The sequence below is a fragment of the Mycobacterium sp. BK086 genome (assembly GCA_004362315.1).
GTDB lineage: Bacteria > Actinomycetota > Actinomycetes > Mycobacteriales > Mycobacteriaceae > Mycobacterium.
Genome location: SNWL01000004.1, coordinates 1,119,623 through 1,139,405, shown reverse-complemented (window position 1 = coordinate 1,139,405; position 19,783 = coordinate 1,119,623). Strand labels below are relative to the sequence as shown.

17 protein-coding genes are annotated in these 19,783 nt (G+C 66.1%); 5 read left to right on the top strand and 12 right to left on the bottom strand.

All coding sequences use genetic code 11. The annotated features are described in order from the left end of the window. The first annotated feature begins 71 nt into the window (after positions 1–71). Positions 72–4,667 (top strand): Calx-beta domain-containing protein, encoded by a 4,596-nt coding sequence (locus EV580_RS16235; protein ID WP_286171577.1) that lies wholly within the window; start codon positions 72–74, stop codon positions 4,665–4,667. Between the two features lie 10 nt (positions 4,668–4,677). Here the strand turns inward: EV580_RS16235 and EV580_RS16230 are convergent, their stop codons facing one another. The 8 genes from EV580_RS16230 to EV580_RS16195 all read right to left on the bottom strand — a co-directional run bounded on the left by EV580_RS16230 (position 4,678) and on the right by EV580_RS16195 (position 13,190). Beyond that, positions 4,678–6,000 carry a maltokinase N-terminal cap-like domain-containing protein gene (locus EV580_RS16230; RefSeq protein ID WP_133692161.1) on the bottom strand — a complete coding sequence of 441 codons (1,323 nt, stop codon included), beginning with the start codon at positions 5,998–6,000 and terminating at the stop codon, positions 4,678–4,680. Then, positions 5,997–7,751: a maltose alpha-D-glucosyltransferase gene (gene treS, locus EV580_RS16225; protein ID WP_133692160.1), complete on the bottom strand. Its 1,755-nt coding sequence runs from the start codon at positions 7,749–7,751 to the stop codon at positions 5,997–5,999. Before treS ends, EV580_RS16230 begins: the two co-directional genes overlap by 4 nt. A 128-nt stretch (positions 7,752–7,879) precedes the next feature. After that, on the bottom strand, positions 7,880–8,860 hold the full coding sequence (locus EV580_RS16220; RefSeq protein ID WP_133692159.1) for an NADPH:quinone oxidoreductase family protein: 981 nt from the start codon (positions 8,858–8,860) through the stop codon (positions 7,880–7,882). A 7-nt stretch (positions 8,861–8,867) separates the two neighbouring features. Next, positions 8,868–9,344: a GreA/GreB family elongation factor gene (locus tag EV580_RS16215; RefSeq protein WP_133692158.1), complete on the bottom strand. Its 477-nt coding sequence runs from the start codon at positions 9,342–9,344 to the stop codon at positions 8,868–8,870. Between the two features lie 58 nt (positions 9,345–9,402). After that, entirely contained in the window at positions 9,403–10,443 is a 1,041-nt protein-coding gene (locus tag EV580_RS16210) for an ABC transporter ATP-binding protein (RefSeq protein WP_133692157.1), read from the bottom strand. Continuing rightward, positions 10,440–11,204: an ABC transporter permease gene (locus EV580_RS16205; RefSeq protein WP_133692275.1), complete on the bottom strand. Its 765-nt coding sequence runs from the start codon at positions 11,202–11,204 to the stop codon at positions 10,440–10,442. The genes EV580_RS16210 and EV580_RS16205 overlap by 4 nt, the downstream gene beginning before the upstream one ends. After that, complete coding sequence (locus tag EV580_RS16200; protein ID WP_166654719.1) at positions 11,201–12,046, bottom strand: ABC transporter permease subunit; 846 nt, start codon at positions 12,044–12,046, stop codon at positions 11,201–11,203. The genes EV580_RS16205 and EV580_RS16200 overlap by 4 nt, the downstream gene beginning before the upstream one ends. 19 nt (positions 12,047–12,065) lie before the next feature. After that, on the bottom strand, positions 12,066–13,190 hold the full coding sequence (locus tag EV580_RS16195; RefSeq protein WP_133692155.1) for an ABC transporter substrate-binding protein: 1,125 nt from the start codon (positions 13,188–13,190) through the stop codon (positions 12,066–12,068). A gap of 79 nt (positions 13,191–13,269) precedes the next feature. Between EV580_RS16195 and EV580_RS16190 the strand changes: the two genes are divergently transcribed. After that, positions 13,270–14,070, top strand: a complete 801-nt coding sequence (locus EV580_RS16190; protein WP_133692154.1) for a HugZ family pyridoxamine 5'-phosphate oxidase — start codon at positions 13,270–13,272, stop codon at positions 14,068–14,070. Position 14,071: 1 nt separating this feature from the next. On the opposite strand, the gene EV580_RS16185 is transcribed toward EV580_RS16190, so the two are convergent. Then, positions 14,072–14,317, bottom strand: a complete 246-nt coding sequence (locus EV580_RS16185; protein ID WP_133692153.1) for a hypothetical protein — start codon at positions 14,315–14,317, stop codon at positions 14,072–14,074. A 37-nt stretch (positions 14,318–14,354) separates the two neighbouring features. Further along, positions 14,355–15,365 (bottom strand): VWA domain-containing protein, encoded by a 1,011-nt coding sequence (locus EV580_RS16180; RefSeq protein ID WP_133692274.1) that lies wholly within the window; start codon positions 15,363–15,365, stop codon positions 14,355–14,357. A 105-nt stretch (positions 15,366–15,470) separates the two neighbouring features. On the opposite strand from EV580_RS16180, the gene EV580_RS16175 reads away from it, so the two are divergent. Continuing rightward, on the top strand, positions 15,471–16,466 hold the full coding sequence (locus EV580_RS16175) for a VWA domain-containing protein (protein WP_183504165.1): 996 nt from the start codon (positions 15,471–15,473) through the stop codon (positions 16,464–16,466). Between the two features lie 26 nt (positions 16,467–16,492). Here EV580_RS16175 and EV580_RS16170 read toward each other — a convergent pair whose 3' ends face one another. Then, complete coding sequence (locus tag EV580_RS16170; RefSeq protein ID WP_133692152.1) at positions 16,493–17,851, bottom strand: cytochrome P450; 1,359 nt, start codon at positions 17,849–17,851, stop codon at positions 16,493–16,495. A gap of 151 nt (positions 17,852–18,002) precedes the next feature. Between EV580_RS16170 and EV580_RS16165 the strand changes: the two genes are divergently transcribed. After that, complete coding sequence (locus EV580_RS16165) at positions 18,003–18,227, top strand: hypothetical protein (protein ID WP_133692151.1); 225 nt, start codon at positions 18,003–18,005, stop codon at positions 18,225–18,227. Here the strand turns inward: EV580_RS16165 and EV580_RS16160 are convergent. Next, on the bottom strand, positions 18,217–18,840 hold the full coding sequence (locus EV580_RS16160; RefSeq protein ID WP_370581505.1) for a TetR/AcrR family transcriptional regulator: 624 nt from the start codon (positions 18,838–18,840) through the stop codon (positions 18,217–18,219). The two genes, EV580_RS16165 and EV580_RS16160, sit on opposite strands and share 11 nt — an antisense overlap. Positions 18,841–18,918: 78 nt before the next feature. Here EV580_RS16160 and EV580_RS16155 point away from each other — a divergent pair, with 78 nt between their 5' ends. Further along, the gene (locus tag EV580_RS16155; protein WP_255525236.1) at positions 18,919–19,722 is read left to right on the top strand and encodes an SGNH/GDSL hydrolase family protein; all 804 of its coding nucleotides are present in this window, start codon (positions 18,919–18,921) and stop codon (positions 19,720–19,722) included. Positions 19,723–19,783: the final 61 nt, after the last annotated feature.

Below are 19,783 nucleotides of genomic sequence, written 5' to 3'. Positions count from 1 at the left end.
TTTGCGGAAATGCGTGACTTATCGCACTACGTCAGCAAAGCTGTGAGCTCTCGTGGAGGAAGGGCAGAGCAATGAATGCTGCGGCAGGCCATACCGGGGATGTGGCTACGGGCAAGGACGGCTATCGGAAGCGCGGACCGCGCCACCGCCAACGCAGACAACCCTACGGCTGGCTGGGCGTCGGCGCGCTGAGTCTGGGCGTTGGTGCAGCTCTGGCCAGCGGATCAGGCGTTGCACATGCCGACACCGCCGCCGGCGGCGGTACGTCCCCCTCGGCCAGCCCCTCGGGCGACACCTCATCCGGTGGCCACACGGCCCGGCAACGCGCGACGAAACCGAGCGCCGGAAGCGGCTCGCCCAAGGGCAAGCGCTCGACGGCCTCACTAGGTGAGCTAACTGATACACCCGCCAACCGATCCGCGACTGGCAACGCGGTGTCGGCTGCCAGCAATTCGGTTCCGGCCGCAAAGACTGATGCGGCCAGCAAGGACATCTCCACGTCCGCGGCAGTTTCCGCGACGCCGTCCGGATCACCGGTGTCGGCACGAAAGCTGGCGCCGACGTTCACGCCCCCGAGTCTGGTGCAGATTCCCACCTCGCTTCCGTCGCCGTCGCAAGTCTTGCGAGCCTTGGGCCTAGCGCCGCTCGCCCCATCGCTGCCTGCGGGAAACCCGATCCGCGACCTGCTGGTGGGTCTGTTCAAGCAGACACAGTCGCTACTGGCGGTACCGCAGACAAGCGGAAAGGCAGTCGCGCTCAGTGCGACCACGACGAGTTCGACACCGTCCGTCACCTACAGCGTCGTCAGCGATTGGGGTTCGGGTCATACCTCCAACATGACCGTGACCGCGGGCAGCACCGCGCTCAACGGCTGGACGGTCGAGTTCGACTCCCCGGCCCAGATCTCCAACATCTGGAACGGGCGGATCACCAGCCATGTCGGCACCCACTACGTGATCAGCAACATGGCCTACAACGGCGCCGTCGCCGCCGGCCAGAGCACCACGTTCGGGTATCAAGCCAGCCCGGGCGCTCTCGCGTCGGCCCCGACCAACCTCAAGGTCAACGGGGTCGCGGTCAGCACCCCGCCCACCACGCCGAGCATTTCCATCTCCGATACCAGTGTCGCCGAAGGCAATTCCGGTTCCGGTAACGCCACCTTCACCGTCACGTTGTCCAAGGCCGCCACGACTCCGGTGACGGTCGGGTATTCGACCGCGAACGGCACCGCCACCGCGGGCGCGGATTACACCAGCACCACAGGCACTCTCACCTTCAACCCCGGCGTGACCTCCCAAACCGTCACCGTCAAGGTCACCGGGGACACGGGAGTTGAATCCAACGAGACGTTCACCGTCGCCCTGTCCAACCCATCCGGGGCGACGATCTCCCGCGGCACCGCCACCGGCACCATCACCAACGACGACGTCGCCGCTCCGAGCATTTTGATCACCGATGCGACTGTGGCAGAGGGCAATTCCGGCTCCAGTAACGCCACCTTCACCGTCACTCTGTCCAGCGCCTCGACCACACCGGTCACGGTCGGCTATTCGACGGCCAACGGGACCGCCACCGCGGGCGCCGACTACACCAGCACCACAGGCACTCTCACCTTCAACCCCGGCGTGACCTCCCAAACCGTCACCGTCAAGGTCACCGGCGACACTGCCGTCGAAGCAGGCGAAACGTTCACCGTCGCCCTGTCCAACCCATCCGGGGCGACGATCTCGCGCGGCACCGCCACCGGCACCATCACCAACGACGACGTCGCGACGAACCCCGGCAACAACAATTCCGTCACCTACAGCGTGACCAATGACTGGGGCTCCGGTCACAACGCCAACATCACGGTGACGGCCGGCCAGAACCTCAACGGCTGGACCGTCGAATTCGACACTCCCGCACAGATAACCAACATCTGGAACGGCCAGATCACCAGCCACGTCGGTACCCACTATGTGATCAGCAACCTCGCCTACAACGGCGCCGTCGCGGCCGGCCAGAGCACCAGTTTCGGCTATCAAGCCACCCCCGGAGCGGTCGGCTCGGCACCGACCAACCTGAAGGTCAACGGCGTCGCGGTCAGCACACCACCCACCACGCCGAGTATCTCGATCTCTGATACCAGTGTCGCCGAGGGCAATTCCGGCTCGAGTAACACCACCTTCACGGTCACCCTGTCCAAGGCCTCGACCACACCGGTCACCGTCGGCTACACGACGGCCAACGGGACCGCCACCGCGGGCGCCGACTACACCAGCACCACAGGCACTCTCACCTTCAACCCCGGCGTGACCTCCCAAACCGTCACCGTCAAGATCACCGGCGACACCACGACCGAGGCCAACGAAACCTTCACCGTCGCCCTGTCCAACCCATCTGGGGCGACGATCTCCCGGGGCACCGCGACCGGCACCATCACCAACGACGACACCGTTGCGACCACGCCCGGGCTGAGCATCTCCGATGCGTCAGCGACAGAGCCCGGTTCGTCCGGTATCGCAGCCGGCTTCCTGCACACGTCGGGCAACCAGATTCTGGATTCCCAGGGCAAGCCCGTCCAGATCTCAGGAGTCAACTGGTTCGGCGCGGAAAGCCCGAACGGCGTGCCGGACGGGCTGTGGACACGCAACTACAAGGACATGATCGACCAGATGGCGGCCCAGGGATTCAACACCATTCGGATCCCCTACTCGAGCCAGATGCTGCACACCAGTGCCGCGCCCTCGGGCATCAACTACAACGCGAACCCAGAGCTGCAAGGCCTTTCGCGTCTGGAGGTGCTCGACGCGATCATCGCCTACGCCGGCCAGGACGGGATGCGGGTCATCCTCGACCACCACCGCAGCACCGAAGGTGCCGGAGCCAGCGAGAACGGTCTCTGGTACAACTCCCAATATTCGGAGGACCAGTGGGTTGCCGACTGGCAAGCGCTGGCGACCCGCTACAAGAACAACCCGACCGTCATCGGCTTCGACCTGCACAACGAGCCGTACAACGGGACCTGGGGCGGCGGCGGCGCCAACGACTGGGCGCGCGCGGCAGAGCGCGCCGGAAACGCTGTGCTACAAGTGAATCCGAATCTGTTGATCTTCGTCGAGGGCGTGGCCAACTACCAGGGCCAGAGCTACTGGTGGGGCGGCAACCTGATGGGCGTCAAGGATCGCCCGATCGTCCTCACCGTGCCCGACCGAGTTGTCTACTCCCCGCACGACTATCCGAACTCGGTGTACGCCCAGCCGTGGTTCCAGGGCAGCAACTTCGGCGCCAATCTGCCCAACGTCTTCCGCAACGCGTGGGGCTACATCTACGAGCAGAACATCGCGCCGATCTATATCGGTGAGTTCGGCACCAAACTCCAAGATCCCAAAGATGCCGTGTGGTTCGAGGCGATCACCTCGTACCTGTCCGGTGACTTCGACAACAACGGGACGATCGACATTCGGTCCGGGACCGAGGACATGAGTTGGACGTTCTGGTCGTGGAATCCGAATTCCAGTGATACCGGCGGCATTCTGGCCGACGACTGGAGGACCATCAACCAGAACAAGATGGCCTATCTGACACCGATCGAGTTCACAGGAGGCAGCGGCACCTCGCTCGCGTCGTTTGTGGTGACGCTGGCCGCCCCGTCCACCCAGACCGTGACGGTGCAGTACGCGACCTCGAACGGCACCGCGACGGCAGGCGCGGATTACATCTCGGTGGCGGGCACCATCACCTTTGCCCCGGGCGAAACCCAGAAGATCATCACGGTTCCGGTGAAGAGCGATGCGCTGGCGGAGAGCAACGAGACGTTCACCGTGATGCTGTCGAACCCAATTGGGGCGACCGTCAGCGACGCGACCGGCACGGGAACCGTCCTCGACCGCCCAGTCGGCTCGACAACCGGCGGCGGCACGCAGACGCCGCCGGGTGACACCGGGATGCCGATGCCCGATACCGGCAGTGGTCAATACACCGACATCATGGCGTTCGGCATGTTCCATGGAAGCTCCCACACCGGCATGGACGCGCTCGCGGGCGGCCGAACCGCCATTACGACCGAGGCGCTGGTCGCCTACAACAACCAGCGCGCATTCGCCGGCCTGGCACCGGTCACCCTCGAAGACGTCGGCACGTGGGCGTTCGCCAACAAGCTGACCAACAACGCGCAGGCGTGGGGCGACGACCTGCGAGGCGTCGGGCTCTACTACGCCATGCAGGGCGCCAAAGTGGGATGGATCGACGACAACAAGTTCGACCCGCAAATCGTCGCGGATATCGAGCGAACGGCGCGGCTCGGCTCGGCAGCAGCGGTGATGTCGTTGGTGGCCGAGTACGGACATGACGGCTTCGCGGAGTACCTGATGAGCAGCGGCGGCGAGACCGCCTTCATCGACACCCTGAAGATGGAGCCGCACTATGGCGGATGGATGCACGACCGGGCGAACGGCCGGCTCGTCCTCGAAGGCTCAGCCACCGCCCATGACGTGAATCACCTCACGGTTCTCAGTCACGATCAGCTGCAACCGTTCATGAACGACACCTGGGATTGGCCGCAGTGGCCGGCGCTCAACGTCTCGCGCAAACGGGTGATCGAGTACTTCCAGAGCATGGTCACACTCGGCAATCCGCTGGGCAATAGCCTGACCGCGCTCGACAACACGGCAGCAATGTCGCTCTGAGTTCTGGCCCTTACCCGACCAACCTGGCGATCGACCGCATCGGGATATGCAGCCAGCTCGGGCGGAACTTCGCCTCGTAGGCCGCCTCGTAGACCGCCTTGTCCAACTCGTAGGCGGCGAGCACCGCCGCGGAGTCGCGCGGGTCGGTTTCGGATTCCGCGGCGTACCCGTCGCAGAACGACGCGCAGTTGCGGTCGACCCATTCCTTGGCGCGAGCCGCCAGCTGCCGGTCGTCGGACTGGTCGATCAGCTGTTGGTAGGCCGCGTATTCGAACGAGCGGAGCATTCCGGCAACGTCACGCAGGGCGGAGTCCGGCTTGCGCCGCTCCTCCGACGGCTGGCCCGGCTCGCCCTCGAAGTCGATCAGCAGCCAGCCCTCCGGGGTGCGCAGCGCCTGACCCAGGTGCAGGTCGCCGTGCACGCGTTGCACCGTGACCGGCTCGTCGGCCACCTTCGCGTAGCTTTCCTCGATAGCCGAGAGATACGTCGCGAGCTCGGGCACCGCGGCGGCGGCGGTGGCCAGCCGCTCCCGCATCACGCCGACGGGCAGAACCGCGGTCGAGGTGCCCAGCTCCAGAGCTAGAGTGGCGTGCACCGACGCCACCGCCTCCCCCAATCGGTATGCCTCACCGGCGAAGTCACCACCGACCTCATAGGCGTACAGGTCGCCCTCGGCGTACAGGTCGCGGGTGCTCGCGGTGGCCATTTTCCAGCCCTCCGCGGAATTCGCGGCGTAGGCGGTCACCATGCCCAGCGGACACGGCTGGCCGTCGTCGGTCGTTTCGAACGACCCGAGAAGCCTTGCCACATGCGGGTTTCCGGCCCGACCCAAGACGCGGTTGAGTTCGATGTCGGGGTTGATCCCGGCCGAGACCCGGCGGAACAGTTTGAAGATCGCCTGGTCGTCGAACACCACACTGGTGTTGCTCTGCTCGGCACCCGACACCCGCGGCGCGGCCTCGACCGGCAGAGTGACATCCGGTTCCCTGGTGAAGGTGAGCGAACCGATCGTGGCGCCCGAGTCCACCAGCGACAGCAGGAACTGCGCCGATGACGGATCGTAGAGGCCGTCGTAGGCGGTGTGGTCCTCGTCGGAACCGATCGTGGCCACGGTGTCGTATTCCGCCAACGGCGCCGAATCCCATTGGACCACAATCTGATAGCGCTCCGAGGAGCCGTCGGTGTAGCTGACGTCGAGCAGGATCAGATCCAGGTTTGGGCGCAGCGAAACTACCTCGGCGGTTTCGGTCGAGGACAGGGTGCGGCTGCGGCCGGCGTACCACCGTTGAGTGGGGAGCCAGTCAGCCCAGGGCAGATTCACCGGTGAGGTCATTGCGTCTCCTCCGGCGGATTGAGCTTGAACCAGTAGAACCCGTGCCCCGGCAGGGTCAGCAGATACGGCAGCTGGCCGATTCGTGGGAACGCCACGTGCCCCGTCAACTCCACCGGTGTGTAGGAATTCCAATGCTGAAGATTCAACTCGATCGGCTGCGGAAAGCGGGACAGATTGTTCACACACAACACCGTGTCGCCGTCGTCGATCTCGCGCACATACGTCAGCACCGACGGATTGGAACCACTCAGTTCCCGGAACGTGCCGGTGGCGAACGCGTCGTAGCGCCGCCGGACCGCCAGCATGGTGCGCGTCCAGCTCAGCAGCGACGTCGACATGTCCCGCTGCGCTTCGACGTTCACCGACTGGTAGCCGTAGATCGGATCCTGGTTCGGCGGAAGATAGAGCCGCCCCGGATTGGCGGTGGAGAATCCCGCGTTGCGGTCTGGGGTCCACTGCATCGGGGTACGAACGCCGTCGCGGTCACCCAGCCAGATGATGTCGCCCATCCCAATCTCGTCGCCGTAGTAGAGCACCGGCGAGCCGGGCAGCGACAGCAAGAGCGCGGTGAAGAGCTCGATCTGGTTGCGGTCGTTCTCCAACAGCGGTGCCAGCCGCCGCCGGATCCCCACGTTGGCCTTCATCCGCGGGTCTTTGGCGTACTCGGCGTACATGTAGTCGCGCTCTTCGTCGGTGACCATCTCCAGCGTCAACTCGTCGTGGTTACGCAGGAAGATGCCCCACTGCGCCATCTCCGGGATCTCCGGGGTCTGCGCCAGGATTTCCGAGATGGGGAAACGGGATTCGCGGCGGACCGCCATGAAGATGCGCGGCATCAGCGGGAAGTGGAACGCCATATGGCATTCGTCGCCGCCGGTAGCCGGGTCGCCGAAGTACTCGACGACGTCAGCCGGCCACTGGTTGGCCTCGGCCAACAGCACCCGGCCCGGGTATTCGTCGTCGATCACCTTGCGGCAGTGCTTGAGGAACGCGTGCGTCTCGGGCAGGTTCTCGCAGTTGGTGCCCTCCCGCGCGTAGAGATAGGGCACGGCGTCCAGCCGAAAGCCGTCGATGCCAAGATCGAGCCAGAACCGGAGCACGTCGATCATGGCTTCCTGAACGGCGGGACTGTCGTAGTTCAGGTCGGGCTGATGGCTGAAGAACCGGTGCCAGTAGAACTGCTTGCGCACCGGGTCGTACGTCCAGTTGGACTCCTCGGTGTCGACGAAAATGATCCTGGCGTCGGCGTATTTGTCGTCGGTGTCGCTCCACATGTAGAAGTCGCCGTACGGCCCGTCCGGGTTGTGCCGCGACTCCTGAAACCACTCGTGGCTGTCGGAGGTGTGGTTCATCACCAGGTCGGTGATCACACGGATGCCGCGGCGGTGTGCCGCGTCCAGCAGGGCGACGAAGTCGTCCACGGTGCCGAACTCCGGCAGCACCTTGTAGAAGTCACGGATGTCGTAACCGCCGTCGCGCAGCGGTGAATCGTAGAACGGCGGCAACCACAGGCAGTCGACGCCGAGCCACTGCAGGTAATCAAGCCGATCGATCAGTCCCCGCAGATCGCCGCTGCCGTCGGAATTCGAGTCGTTGAACGCCCGGACCAGCACCTCGTAGAACACGGCGCTCTTGAACCAGGTGCGGTCGGCGGGCAGCGCCCGTGCCTGCCCGAAGTCGTCGGCGGAGGGGTGTTCGACGACACCGCCCTCGACGTGGCTGCCTTCTGCCGGATCGTTGGTCAACTCCATCTCAGTTCCACTACCCCACACTGGCCGAGCCGAATCGTCATCGACGTCTTTGTCGTCCGCCAACCGTTGTAGTAGCCAGGCCGAGCGCAGGCAACCCGACTGTCGAAAATGCTTGGAGCAGTAAGGATTTACCCCGTCTCTCGGACGCGGACGACGACCTTGCCCTTGGCGGTGCGATTTTCCAGTGCGGAGACGGCGGCCGCGGCCTGGTCCAGCGGATAGATTTCGGGCTGCGGCGCCGCCAGCCTGCCGGAGGTGAGCAGCTCAGCCAGGCCGTCCCATTGCTGACGTAGCGCGCCGGGATGCGACATCGTCCAGGCCCCCCAGCCGACGCCGACGACATCGATGTTGTTCAGGAGCAGCCGGTTCACCTTGACGGTGGGGATTTCGCCGCCGGTGAAGCCGACCACCAGCAGCCGCCCGGCCGGGGCCAGCGATCGCAGCGAATCGGTGAATCGGTCGCCGCCGACCGGGTCCATCACGATGTCGACGCCCTTACCGCCGGTCAGCTCGGCGACCGCATCCTTGAAACCGTCCGCCAGCACGACGTCGGTGGCGCCGTTGGCCCGTGCGACATCGGCCTTGTCCTCGGTGCTCACCACCGCGATCACTCGGCTGGCGCCCAGCGCCGGGGCCAGCCGCAGCGTCGAGGTGCCGATCCCCCCGGCCGCCCCGTGCACCAGGATCGTCTCCCCTGCGGACAGCCGGGCACGCACGGTCAGCGCGAAGTAGACGGTCAGGTCGTTGAACAGCAGCCCGGCGCCAGCCTCGAAGCTGATGTTGTCGGGCAGCGGGAACACCCGCTCTTCGGTGAGCTCCACCGTCTCGGCCATCGCACCGGTGATCATCGTCAGGCCGGCCACCCGATCACCCGCCTTGACGGGTGCGTCATCGGGTGCGGAGCGCACGACACCGGCGACCTCGGCGCCGAGGGTGAACGGCAGCTCCGGCTTGTACTGGTAGAGCCCGCGCGTCAGCAGGGCGTCGGGGAAGGCCACACCGGCGGCATGAACATCGACCAGGATCGCGCCGTCACCCGACGGTTCGTCGATCTCGACCAGCTGCACCGACTCCGGGCCGGCCAGCTCGGTAACCCTTATCGCCCGCATCGCACCTCTATCGCTCGTTCGGATACTCGATGGCGAGCAGGTCGACCTGCAGTTCGCCGCGTGGCGTCGAGTAGGTGACGAGCTCGCCGGCTCGTCGCCCGAACAACGCTAAGCCCAGCGGACTGTCGGAGGTCAGGGTGGTGTCCTCTTCGCCGGCCGGCGTCTCCTCCAGGAAGTGGACGATCCGCATCTGGATCGGTGCGTCACCGGGGAAGCGCAACGTCACCGTCGTGCCGTTGGGCAGCTGGCCCGGGTTGTCGGCATTGCCGCCGGCCAGCAACCAGGTCAGCCGGTTGATCCCCTCCTCGATACCGGCCAGATCCTCGGACCGCTGCAACGCGTCGGCGGCGTCACCGCGATCGCCGACGGTGTCGGCGTCGCCCTGGAGTTCGGCGCGCATCTCATCTCGACGGCGGCGCAGGTCGGCCAGCTCCTCCTCGAGTCGGTCGCGTTCCTCACCGGTGAAATCGTTGTCCTGGCCCATCCCGCCAACGTACTGCGCGACGGCCTCGGAAATGCGGTCTTGCCGGTTTGGCGCACACCTAGTTCGACGGCACCACCAGCACGGCGGGCTGTTCGACACCGACGGCGATGCGATCACCGGGCGACAGTGCGGTGGCCTGCGCACTGGAGGTCTGTGCGATCAGCCGCGTTCCATTGTCAAAGATGGAGTGCACCAGCGATATCGGCCCGAGAAACGATACCGAGGCGACGGTGGCCGGTCCGGCGGGATCGGCGCTGACCCGCACCGACTCCGGCCGGATCAGCGCCACGCCGGCGCCGGTGGTGATCGAGCCCTCGGCCGCAGCCAGCGAGGTTCCCAGCAACCGCACTCGGCCGTCGGCCACCTCGGCGTCGACTTTGTTGTTGAGGCCGACGAACTCGGCGACGAACGGGGTGGCGGGATGGGCGTAGACATCCGCGGGTGCGGAAATCTGTTCCAGGCGACCCTGATTCATCACACCGACTCGATCAGCGACGGCCAGCGCCTCTTCCTGGTCGTGGGTGACGAACAGTGTCGTCGTGCCGACTTCGAGCTGCACACGCCGGATCTCGTCGCGAAGCTGTGCACGCACCTTCGCGTCCAGTGCGGACAGCGGCTCGTCCAGGAGCAGCACCCGGGGCTGGATCGCCAACGCGCGGGCCAGTGCGACCCGCTGCTGCTGACCGCCGGAGAGTTGACTGGCGTACTTCTGCTTGTGTTCCGCGAGCCCAACCAGGTCGAGCATGTCACCGGCCAGCGTGGTGCGTTCGGCCTTGCTCTTGCCGCGCAGCTTGAGCCCGAACGCGACGTTGTCGAGAACGGTCAGATGCGGAAAGAGGCTGTACGCCTGAAACACCATGCCCATATCGCGCTTGTTCGGTGGCACGTCGGTGATGTCGATGGCGTCGACCGCGACCCGCCCCGATGTCGGCGCGTCGAGTCCGGCCAGGATGCGCAGTGCGGTGGTCTTGCCGCAGCCCGACGGCCCGAGAAGGGCGACCATCTCGCCGGGTCGCAGGTCCAGCGTCAGTCCGTCGAGAGCACGCACCGCCCCGTAGATCCGTGTCACGTCAGCGAAATCAACGGAGACGCCCGTCATGATCGGCCCTTCCTACGGGTCACCAGCGACAGTGTCAGCAGCAGTATGAATCCGAAGACCAGCGTCGCCAGCGATGCCGCCACCGACGTCGGCCCATCACTCTTACCGAGCGCGACGATCACCACCTGGAGGTTTTCGTATCCGCTCAGCGAGGCGATGGTGTACTCGCCGAGCACCACCGCGATCGAGATGAACGCGGCCGACAAGATGCCCGACCAGATGTTGGGCACGATCACCCGCACGATCGTCGTGGTCCATCCCGCACCCAGCGAACGAGCCGCCTCGGCAAGGGTTTTCAGGTCGATCGCGGACAGTGCGCCGTCGAGGGACCGGTAGGCGAACGGCAGCACCAGCACGACGTAGATGAACGTCAGGGTCAGCGCGGATTCGCCCAGGAAATAGACCACCCACAGGTAGACGTTGCGCAGGCCGACGACGATCACCAGTGCGGGGATGGTCAGCGGCAGAAGGCACAGGAACTCCACCGGGCGCCTGCCCCAGGGGGCGCGCAGCCGGACCCAGATCATCGTCGGCACCAGGATCGTCAACATCAACACGACGGTGAATACCGCCAGCAACAGGGAGATGACGATCGCCTGATACAGCATCTCGTTCTGTACCAAGTTCTTCCACGCCTGCAGCGTGCGCCCACCGTGGATCAGATCCCGGGTGCTGAAATCGGCCATCGCGTACAGCGGGAACAAAAAGAACAACCCGAACAGCGCCAGCGCCGCCCCTCGTCCGATCCGGCCGGCCTTCATTGCAGCCATCTCGACGTGCGCCGCACCAGCAGGTTGTAGGCGATCATGACCACCGCGACCACGACCACCATCTCCAGGGCCAGCGCGTAGGCGAAGCCGGATTGCCCGAGGACCACCTCAGAGGTCAGCGCCGTGCGGATCAGCAGGGGCAGGATCGGGCTGCCCTGACTGACCAGCGCGGCGGCGGTGGCATACGCGGCAAAGGCATTGGCGAACAACAGCAATGCCGACCCGAGAAACGCCGGCAGCAGCAGCGGGAAGCCGACCTCGCGCCAGTACGCCCACCGCGACGCGCCGAGACTGACCGCCGCTTCCCGCCATTCGGCGCGCAGTCCTTCCAGCGCGGGCGTGAACACGATGACCATCAGCGGGATCTGGAAGTAGGTGTAGACCAGGATCAGACCGCGCAGCGAGTAGAGCCAGCCGTCGCCTGACAGGTTGAACCCGAACCAGTCGGACACCCACAGGGTGAGCACGCCGTTGAGGCCGATCGTCGCCAGGAACGCGAAAGCCAAAGCCACTCCACCGAATTGGGCCAGCACGCTGCACAGCGACAGCACTACACGACGCAACCGCGACGTGGGTGAACTGGTGACGACCAGCCATGCCAGCACCGCCCCGAGGATCGCACCGATCGCGGCGGTGCTCGCCGAGAGCAGCACGCTCTTGCCCAGTGCGGCCAACGCGGTATCGGAGAACAGCAACCCGATGCGCTGCAGCGAGAACACGCCGTCGAGATAGAAGGCGGACACGATCACCGTCACCGTCGGGACGATCAGGAAGATCGTGACGAAGACTCCGAAAGGCAGTAGCGGAACGAGTTCTCGGACACGTCGGCCCACGGTGCCCGCCGCCACGATGTCAGCCGACTGCCTTGGCCCAGGTGTCGGCCAGGTACTTGGTGGCGGCGTCGGTCTGTGTCTGGTTGAGAATCACCGGCTTTCCGCTGACCGGCGGGAGCTTCTCGTACGCCGCCGCGTCGATGGTCCCCGACTTGACCATCGCATCGGCACGGACCGGGCGCGCACCACCCTGCAGGTACAGGTTCTGCCCTTCGTCGCTGTAGAGGAACTCCTGCCACAGCCGTGCCGCCGCCGGGTGCGGGGCGTCCTTGTTGATCGCCTGGAAGTAGTACCCGCCCAGCACCGCGCCCTGGGGCACGAACACCTTCCAGCTCGGCAGCTTCTTGGTCTGCGCGGCGTTCAGGTAATCCCAGTCGATGACGACGGGCGTCTGCCCCGATTCGATGGTCGCCGGCGTCGGGTCGACGGGAAGGAAGTTGCCCGCCTGCTTGAGCCGTTCGAAGAACGAGACACCCGCGGAGATGTCGTCGGCCGAGCCGCCCTGCGACAGCGCCACCATCGCAACGCCCGAGAACGCGGCACCGGCCTGGGTGGGATCCCCGTTGAGTGCGACCTTGCCCTTGTACGCGGGGTCCATCAGGTCGTTGACGGTGCTCAAGTCGGGGACCTTGGCCGAGTCGTAGCCGATCGACATGTAACCGCCGTAGTCGTTGACCAGCAGTCCGTCCACCGCCTTCATCGCGTCCGGGATGCTGTCGAACGTCGCCACCTTGTAGGGCGCGAACATCGACTTGTTGGCCAATGCCACCGACTGGCCCAGATCGAACACGTCGGGTGCGGTGCTGCGGCCCTTCTGCTGGACTGCGGCATTGATCTCGTCCTGGCTGGAGGCGTCGGGCTGCGCGGAGTTCACCTTGATGCCGTATTTGTCGCTGAACGCCTTGATGATGGCGGCGTAATTCGCCCAGTCCGGTGGAAGGGCGATGACGTTGAGCTCGCCCTCCTTCTTCGCCGCGGCGATCAGCCCGTCCATCCCGCCGAAGTCGAACGAGGAGGTCGCCAGGGCGGCCGACACCCCGGTGTTGGTTTTGTCCCCACCGCTCTTCTTCTCCGGTGGTGCGCAGGCGATGGCGGTGACCATGACGACGGCCGCGAGGGCCGAGAGCAGACGTACGTTCTTCATGACCGAACCTTCTCTGATAGGAAGCGATGCGGTGACGTCACTTGCATTCCCATAGTAGTGAGCGCGGTATGTTCCACCCGTGGTTACCCGCGATCATGGCGACCCCGGCGACGCGCCCTCGGTTCCGCCGCCGCTGACCGACATCGTCGACGACACCCGCCCCTCGGCGGCCGAAGAGGCGCGCAGCATCGCCGCGTCGACCAATACCGCGACGCTCGCCTCATTGACCGCAACCGGCGATCCGTGGGCGTCCTTCGTCACCTACGGGCTGCTCGGTGGCGCGCCGGTGCTCTGCGTTTCGAACATGGCCGAGCACGGCCGCAACCTGGCCGGCGATCCGCGTGCCAGCCTCGCCATCGTCGCGCCGACAACGGAATCCGACCCGCTGGCCAGCGGACGGATCACCTTGGCCGGTGTGGCCGAACGCCCCACCGGCGACGAGCTGGCGGCGGCACGCGACGCGCACCTGGCAGCGGTCACGGCAGCGAAGTACTACATCGACTACTCCGACTTCACGGTGTGGGTGCTGCGAGTACAACGGGTGCGCTGGGTCGGCGGGTACGGCCGGATGGACTCGGCGACCGCCGCCGACTACGACGCGGCCGCCCCGGACCCCGTTCGCCCGAACGCCGGCGGCGCGCTCGCCCACCTCAATGCCGACCACGCCGATTCCCTTGCCGAGATGGCGCGGGCGCTGGGCGGGTACCCCGACACGACGGTCGCGGTGTGCACCGGCATCGACCGCTACGGGCTGGATCTTCGCGTCGAGACTCCCCGCGGTATGGGCTACACCCGGGTCGGCTTCGGAGCGCCGCTGTCCTCGGCCGACGAATTACGGACGGCGTCAGTAGATCTCGTGCAGCGCGCGCGGGCGCGCTGACCTAGCCGCCGAGTTCGTCGACGGCCATCTCGAGGGCTGCGGCCTGCTCGAGAAGCTCCCGATCCGACAGCTCCTCGCCACCGGCCTGCTCGATCAGTTCCTCGCGGGTGATGACCTGCAGTGCCCCGCGGTATTCGTCGGTGTCCAACGCTGCCGGGTCGATGACGTGGATGCGGCCCTCGACCAGGACCAGCACCGCATCGATCTCGCTGTCGAGTAGTTGGCGGACATTGTCGGCGGTGATCATCGGGCTTCTCCTCCTGCTCTGCTGACGTCCCTACCCATCATGCGGGCAGATTTCGATTCACCGCCAGACCCAGGAACACCGCGATCGTCGCGACAAGGACGGCCAGGCGCAGCCACGCCGTGCCCGCCGGTGCGCTGATCGTTTGGTAACCAACCTGCTGCAGCACGGAACCGTAGCTCTTGTTGAGCTCGTCGATATTGGTGGCCCGGTAGCTCTGTCCCCCGGACAGTTCGGCGATCCGCTTCATCTGCCGGTCATCCGACGGCACCGGGATCGTGTCGTCTTTCAGCGTGACGACTCCACCCTGCGTGCCGAAGGTGATGGTGGAGACCGGGACGCCCTGGTCTTTGGCCGCCCGGGCCGCGGTGTAGGCCCCGCGCGGATTGTCGGGGTTGGCCGGCTTGTTCTCCCCGCCGTCGGACAGCAGCACGATGCGCGCCGGCGGCGGTGTCGCATCTCCTGCGGAGAGCACCGTGCTCACGGTCTGGATGGACTCCAGCGCGGTGAAGAGGGCCTCTCCGGTGGCGGTGGAATTGTCCGGCTGCAACTTGTCCAGTGCGGTGACGGTGGCGCCGTGGTCCGGTGTCGGGGACACCAGCAGGTTGACGTTGCCGCCGAAGGACACCAGGCCCAGGTTCACGCCGGGGGTCAGCTGTTGGGCGAAGGTTTTGGCGGCGTCCTGTGCCGCGCGCAGCCGGGTCGGGGGAACGTCTTTGGCCTGCATGGATTGTGAGACGTCGATGACCAGCATCACCACCGCGCGGTTGCGGGGGATACGAGCCTGATGGGTGGGGCCGGCCAGTGCGAAGACCAGCAGCAGCAGGGCTAGGGCTGCCAGCGCAATCGGCAAGTGCCGCAAGCGATGTGGTCGCTTGGGAGCAAGCCGGCCCAGCGCTGTCGGATCGCTGAATTGGCGCAGGCGCCGCCGCCGCTGGATCTGCATCACCGCGTACAGCGCGATCAGCGCGACGGGCACCAGCGCCAGCAGCAGAAGGCTCGGATGCGCCAGTCCGGCCAGAGTCAACGACCCGATGCCGGGCACCGTCATCACGCTCGACCCACTCCTGTCCTCGCTCTCGGCCAGCCCGTCTTCAGAAAGCGTGGCTACGGTGTCCTTTGTACCGGCGGAAGTTGAGAGGAGGTCACACCGGCTGTGAGTTCACTGTCGCTCTCGGGTTTCACAACCCCGTGGCTGTTCCTGTACCTGCTGATCATCGCGGTCGCCGTGGTGGTCTACCTCCTCGTCCAGCGGGTACGGACCAGGCGGGTGTTGCGCTTCGCGAACATGGCACTGCTGGAACAGGTTGCCGCAGGCCAGAAGCCGCGCAGATGGCGACACCTCCCCGCTGCCTTGCTCGTGGCGGCGCTCGCATTGTTGACCACCGCGATGGCAGGCCCGACACAGGATGTGCGCATCCCCCGCAACCGGGCGGTGGTGATGCTCGTGATCGACGTCTCGGAGTCGATGTCGGCAACCGACGTGGCCCCCAGCAGGATCGAGGCGGCCCGCGAGGCGGGCAAGCATTTCGCCGACCTACTCACCCCGGGCATCAATCTCGGATTGGTCAAATTCTCCTCGGGCGCAACGCTATTGGTGGCGCCCACGATCGATCGCCAGCAGGTCAAGCAGGCGATCGACAAGCTGGTTCCCGAGCCGCGCACCGCCACCGGCGAAGGCATTTTCACGGCGCTGCAGGCCATCGCCACCACCGGCGCGGTGATGGGCGGCGGTGACGGGCCGCCGCCGGCCCGCATCGTGCTGGAGTCCGACGGTAAGGAGACGGTGCCGCCCGATCTGGAGTCGCCGCGTGGGGCGTTCACAGCCGCCCGAGCCGCCAAGGAACAGGGCGTGCCGATCTCGACGATCTCGTTCGGCACGCCGGACGGGATCGTCACCGTCGACGGCCAGCCGATCCCCGTTCCCACCGACGACACATCGCTGGCGCAGATCGCCGATCTCAGTGGCGGCCAAGCATTTCGGGCGACCAGTCTGGGTGAACTGAACCGGGTGTACTCGACACTCGATGAGCAGATCGGCTACCAGGTCGTGCGCGGTGACGCGAGCGGAGGCTGGGTCGCCCTCGGCGCATTGGCGCTGGCGTTGTCCATCGGTGCGGGAATCGTGGTGAACCGTCGCCTCCCCTCCTGACGCGATTCCCAGCAGATTCCCAGGAGCTACCCAGTGATCGATTGTGCGCTCAGCGAATCGACCCGCCGCGTCGCCGTGGAGCGGCGGTGGACGACCGCGAGCCCGCCGTCCCCCGGCGCGTTGGCGATTCCCCGTGAGTGGTAGGCCTCGCCCGCCGCGGCGGTCGGTTCAAAGGTGAACTCGCGCAGCAATGTTCGCAGGGTCACGCGCATCTCCATGTTGGCGAACGCGGCGCCGATGCACCGGCGGATGCCCCCGCCGAAGGGAATCCAGGTGTAGTTGTCCGGCGGGTTGCCGACGAACCGGTCCGGGTTGAATGTCGAGGCGTTCTCGAATCGGTCGCGGTTGGCGTGCGCCGAGGCGATGCTCACGATCACCACATGCTTCTCGGGAATCACCCACTCGCCCAGCCTCATTCGCTGCAGCGTCAGCCGAGAGGTCCCGTCGATGACGGGCCGAGTCCGCTGCACCTCCCAGATCGTCGCCTGTTGGAGATCAGACCCGCCTGCGTCAGCCTCCTTGGCCAGCCGACGCAAGAGCTCCGGGTGCCTGCGCACTCGCTCGACCAGCCAGGCCAGGGTGGTTGCCGTGGTTTCGTGCCCGGCACTGAGCAGGGTGAGGAGTTCGTCGGCGATGTGCTGGTCGGAGATCGCGGATCCGTCTTCGTAGCGTGCCCGCAGCATCAGCGACAGCACATCGGCGCGTTCGGAGAACGCCGGGTCGTTGCGGGCGTCGGCGATCAGCAAGTCGATGATCTCGTCGTAGCGGCGCCGGTAGCGCTGCATCGTCCCGCCGGGGCTGCGCGGGCCGAAGTCGCGGCGGAAGAATTTCGGGAGCAATGCCATCCGGGAGCCGACCACGACGGTCTTGGGCAGCAGCTCGCGCAGCTCGTCGAACGCCGCACCCTCGGCGCCGAACACCGCACGCAGAATCGCATTGAGCGTGATGTGCATCATCGACGGCAGCGTCTCGAACTCGACACCCTCGGGCCAGCCGGTGATCTCGCGCATCACCTCTTCCTCGACGATCGCTTCGTAGCCCTGCATCCGCTTGCCGTGAAACGGCGGGACCAGCAGCTTGCGCCGTTCGCGGTGCTCCTCGCCGTCCAGGCTGAACGTGGAGCCCGGGCCGAGCACCTCACCCAGATTGGTCGCCCGGCCCACCAGGTCACTGCCGGTGGTGAACAGCTCCTTGACCAGGACCGGGTCGCTGATCAGCACCGCCTTGCCGAAGATCGGAAGGTTCAGGGTGACCGCCGGGCCGTAGCGTCTGGTCAGGCCACCGACCGCTGAGCGCCGGGAAGTGAAGAACTGGAGGCCCTGGATCAGCTTCGGAACGCGCGGACCGGGTGGCAGTCGAATCGGATCGCTCGTCGCCTGTGCCATCGTCCTCGCCCCTTCGCTTCGCTTCGGTACGTCACTGTACCGGCCACGGTACGCCGATGTACCGATCGGCACAACGTGGGTCCGAAGGGTGCGCCACAGTAGTGTTGGCCGTCGGGGCCTCATACCCATGCCCCACGAGGAGTGATCACTGATGTCTGGCACCGACGAGCGCGCGGCCCTTGCCGAGGCCGGCGAAGAGAAGGGCTGGCAGCGCCGGGAAAGCGACCGCGTCGACATCTACCTCCGCGACCGCTACCGGGTCCGGGTGATCTGGCAGGGCAACGAGGCGATCAGCGGAGCCTCGTTCTTCGACAACGAGATGTACGAGGGTTACACCCGCGATCTCGCCAGAGTCCGGACCTGGCTCAAGAAGTAGCCGCACGGGGCGGCCCGAGCAGGGCGATAGCCGCGTCGACCGCCTCGTCGGTCACATCGCTCATCCGGCCCCCGCTCTCGACCGTCACCGCGGTCAGTTCTCGCAACCCGCCGATCAACATCAGCGCCCGCTGCCGGGACACCATCGGGATGCCGGCGGCCCGCAATTCTTCGGTGTCCGACAGCGTCCGGACCATCGTGATGAACGACTCCGTCACCTCACGCTGCAGTTCACGGGCGGCCATCCCGAGCGCGGGAACGTCGCGAATCCAGCTCAGCATCACCGCCGGCTGGGACTCGGCGTTGGCGACCCACGCCTGCACCGCCTGCCTGATCTGCGCCTCCCACGGCAACGCTGGGTCGACGGCTGCCGAGATGGTGCCCACGGCACGGCGGTTGGTGTCGGCGAGCAATGCGACCAGGCACGCTTCCCGATCGGTGAAGTTCTCGTAGAAGGTGCGCCGCGAGGTGCGTGCGCGGCGGACGATGTCGGCGACGGTGGTGGCGGAGTAGCCGATGTCGGTGATCGAGTCGGCCAGCGCGTCGATGAGCCGCTGACGCGAGTTCGGGGCGGGTCGGGCCGCGGGCGATGCCGTGGATTCGGCTGTCTCCACCGACTTCACCGTTTGTACACCCTGCCTTCCCCTCGCCTGCCGATGGTACTGCCGTACCTGGCACTAAACTCGAAGATCATGTCGGACATGGGCTTCTCCCGATATGTCGCGATCGGCGACAGCCAGACCGAAGGCCTCTGGGACGGCGACGACACCGTCGGTGTGATCGGGTTCGCCGACCGCCTCGCCGCTCTCCTGGACGACCGCAACCCCGGATTGCTCTACGCCAACCTCGCCATCCGCGGCAAGCGCGTGATCGACGTGCTCGACAACCAACTACCTCGTGCTTTGGCCATGGATCCCGATCTGGTCACCGTCTGCGTCGGCATGAACGACGTGACGAGACCGGGCCGGACGTTCACCAAGGCCATGGCCGACCTCGAGAACGTCTACCAACAGCTGGCGGATTCCGGTGCGACGGTGGTGACGACGTCGTTTCCCGACGTCGCGAAGATGCTGCCGGTAGGCCGGCTGATCGGGTCACGCATCCAGCAGGTCAACGAAGTCATCGTGAGCGCGGCGCAGCGGCACGGTTTCGGGCTGGTCGACCTCTACAACGCGGAAGCGATGAGTGAGCCCTCGATCTGGAGCCACGACCGCATGCACGCGTCGACCAAGGGCCACATCCTGTTCGCCGAAGCCGCCGCCGAAGCGCTGAAACTTCCCGGCAGCAACCATGATTGGGCGCGGTCCAGTGGCGAGAACGTCCAAGACAGCTTCGCGGAACGGATGTACGCGCAGGCCCAGTGGACCAGGAGTCTGCTAATCCCGTGGATCTGGCGGCATGCTCGCGGCCGCTCATCCGGGGACGGTAGAGAGCCCAAAATCGGTGAACTGCAGCCGGTTTCAGAGCACCTCCGAACGGCCCACCAAACCGCCTAGCCAAGGCGATGTGACCGGCGTCACGCCAGTCCCGGGACCACGAGATCATCACTGATATCGA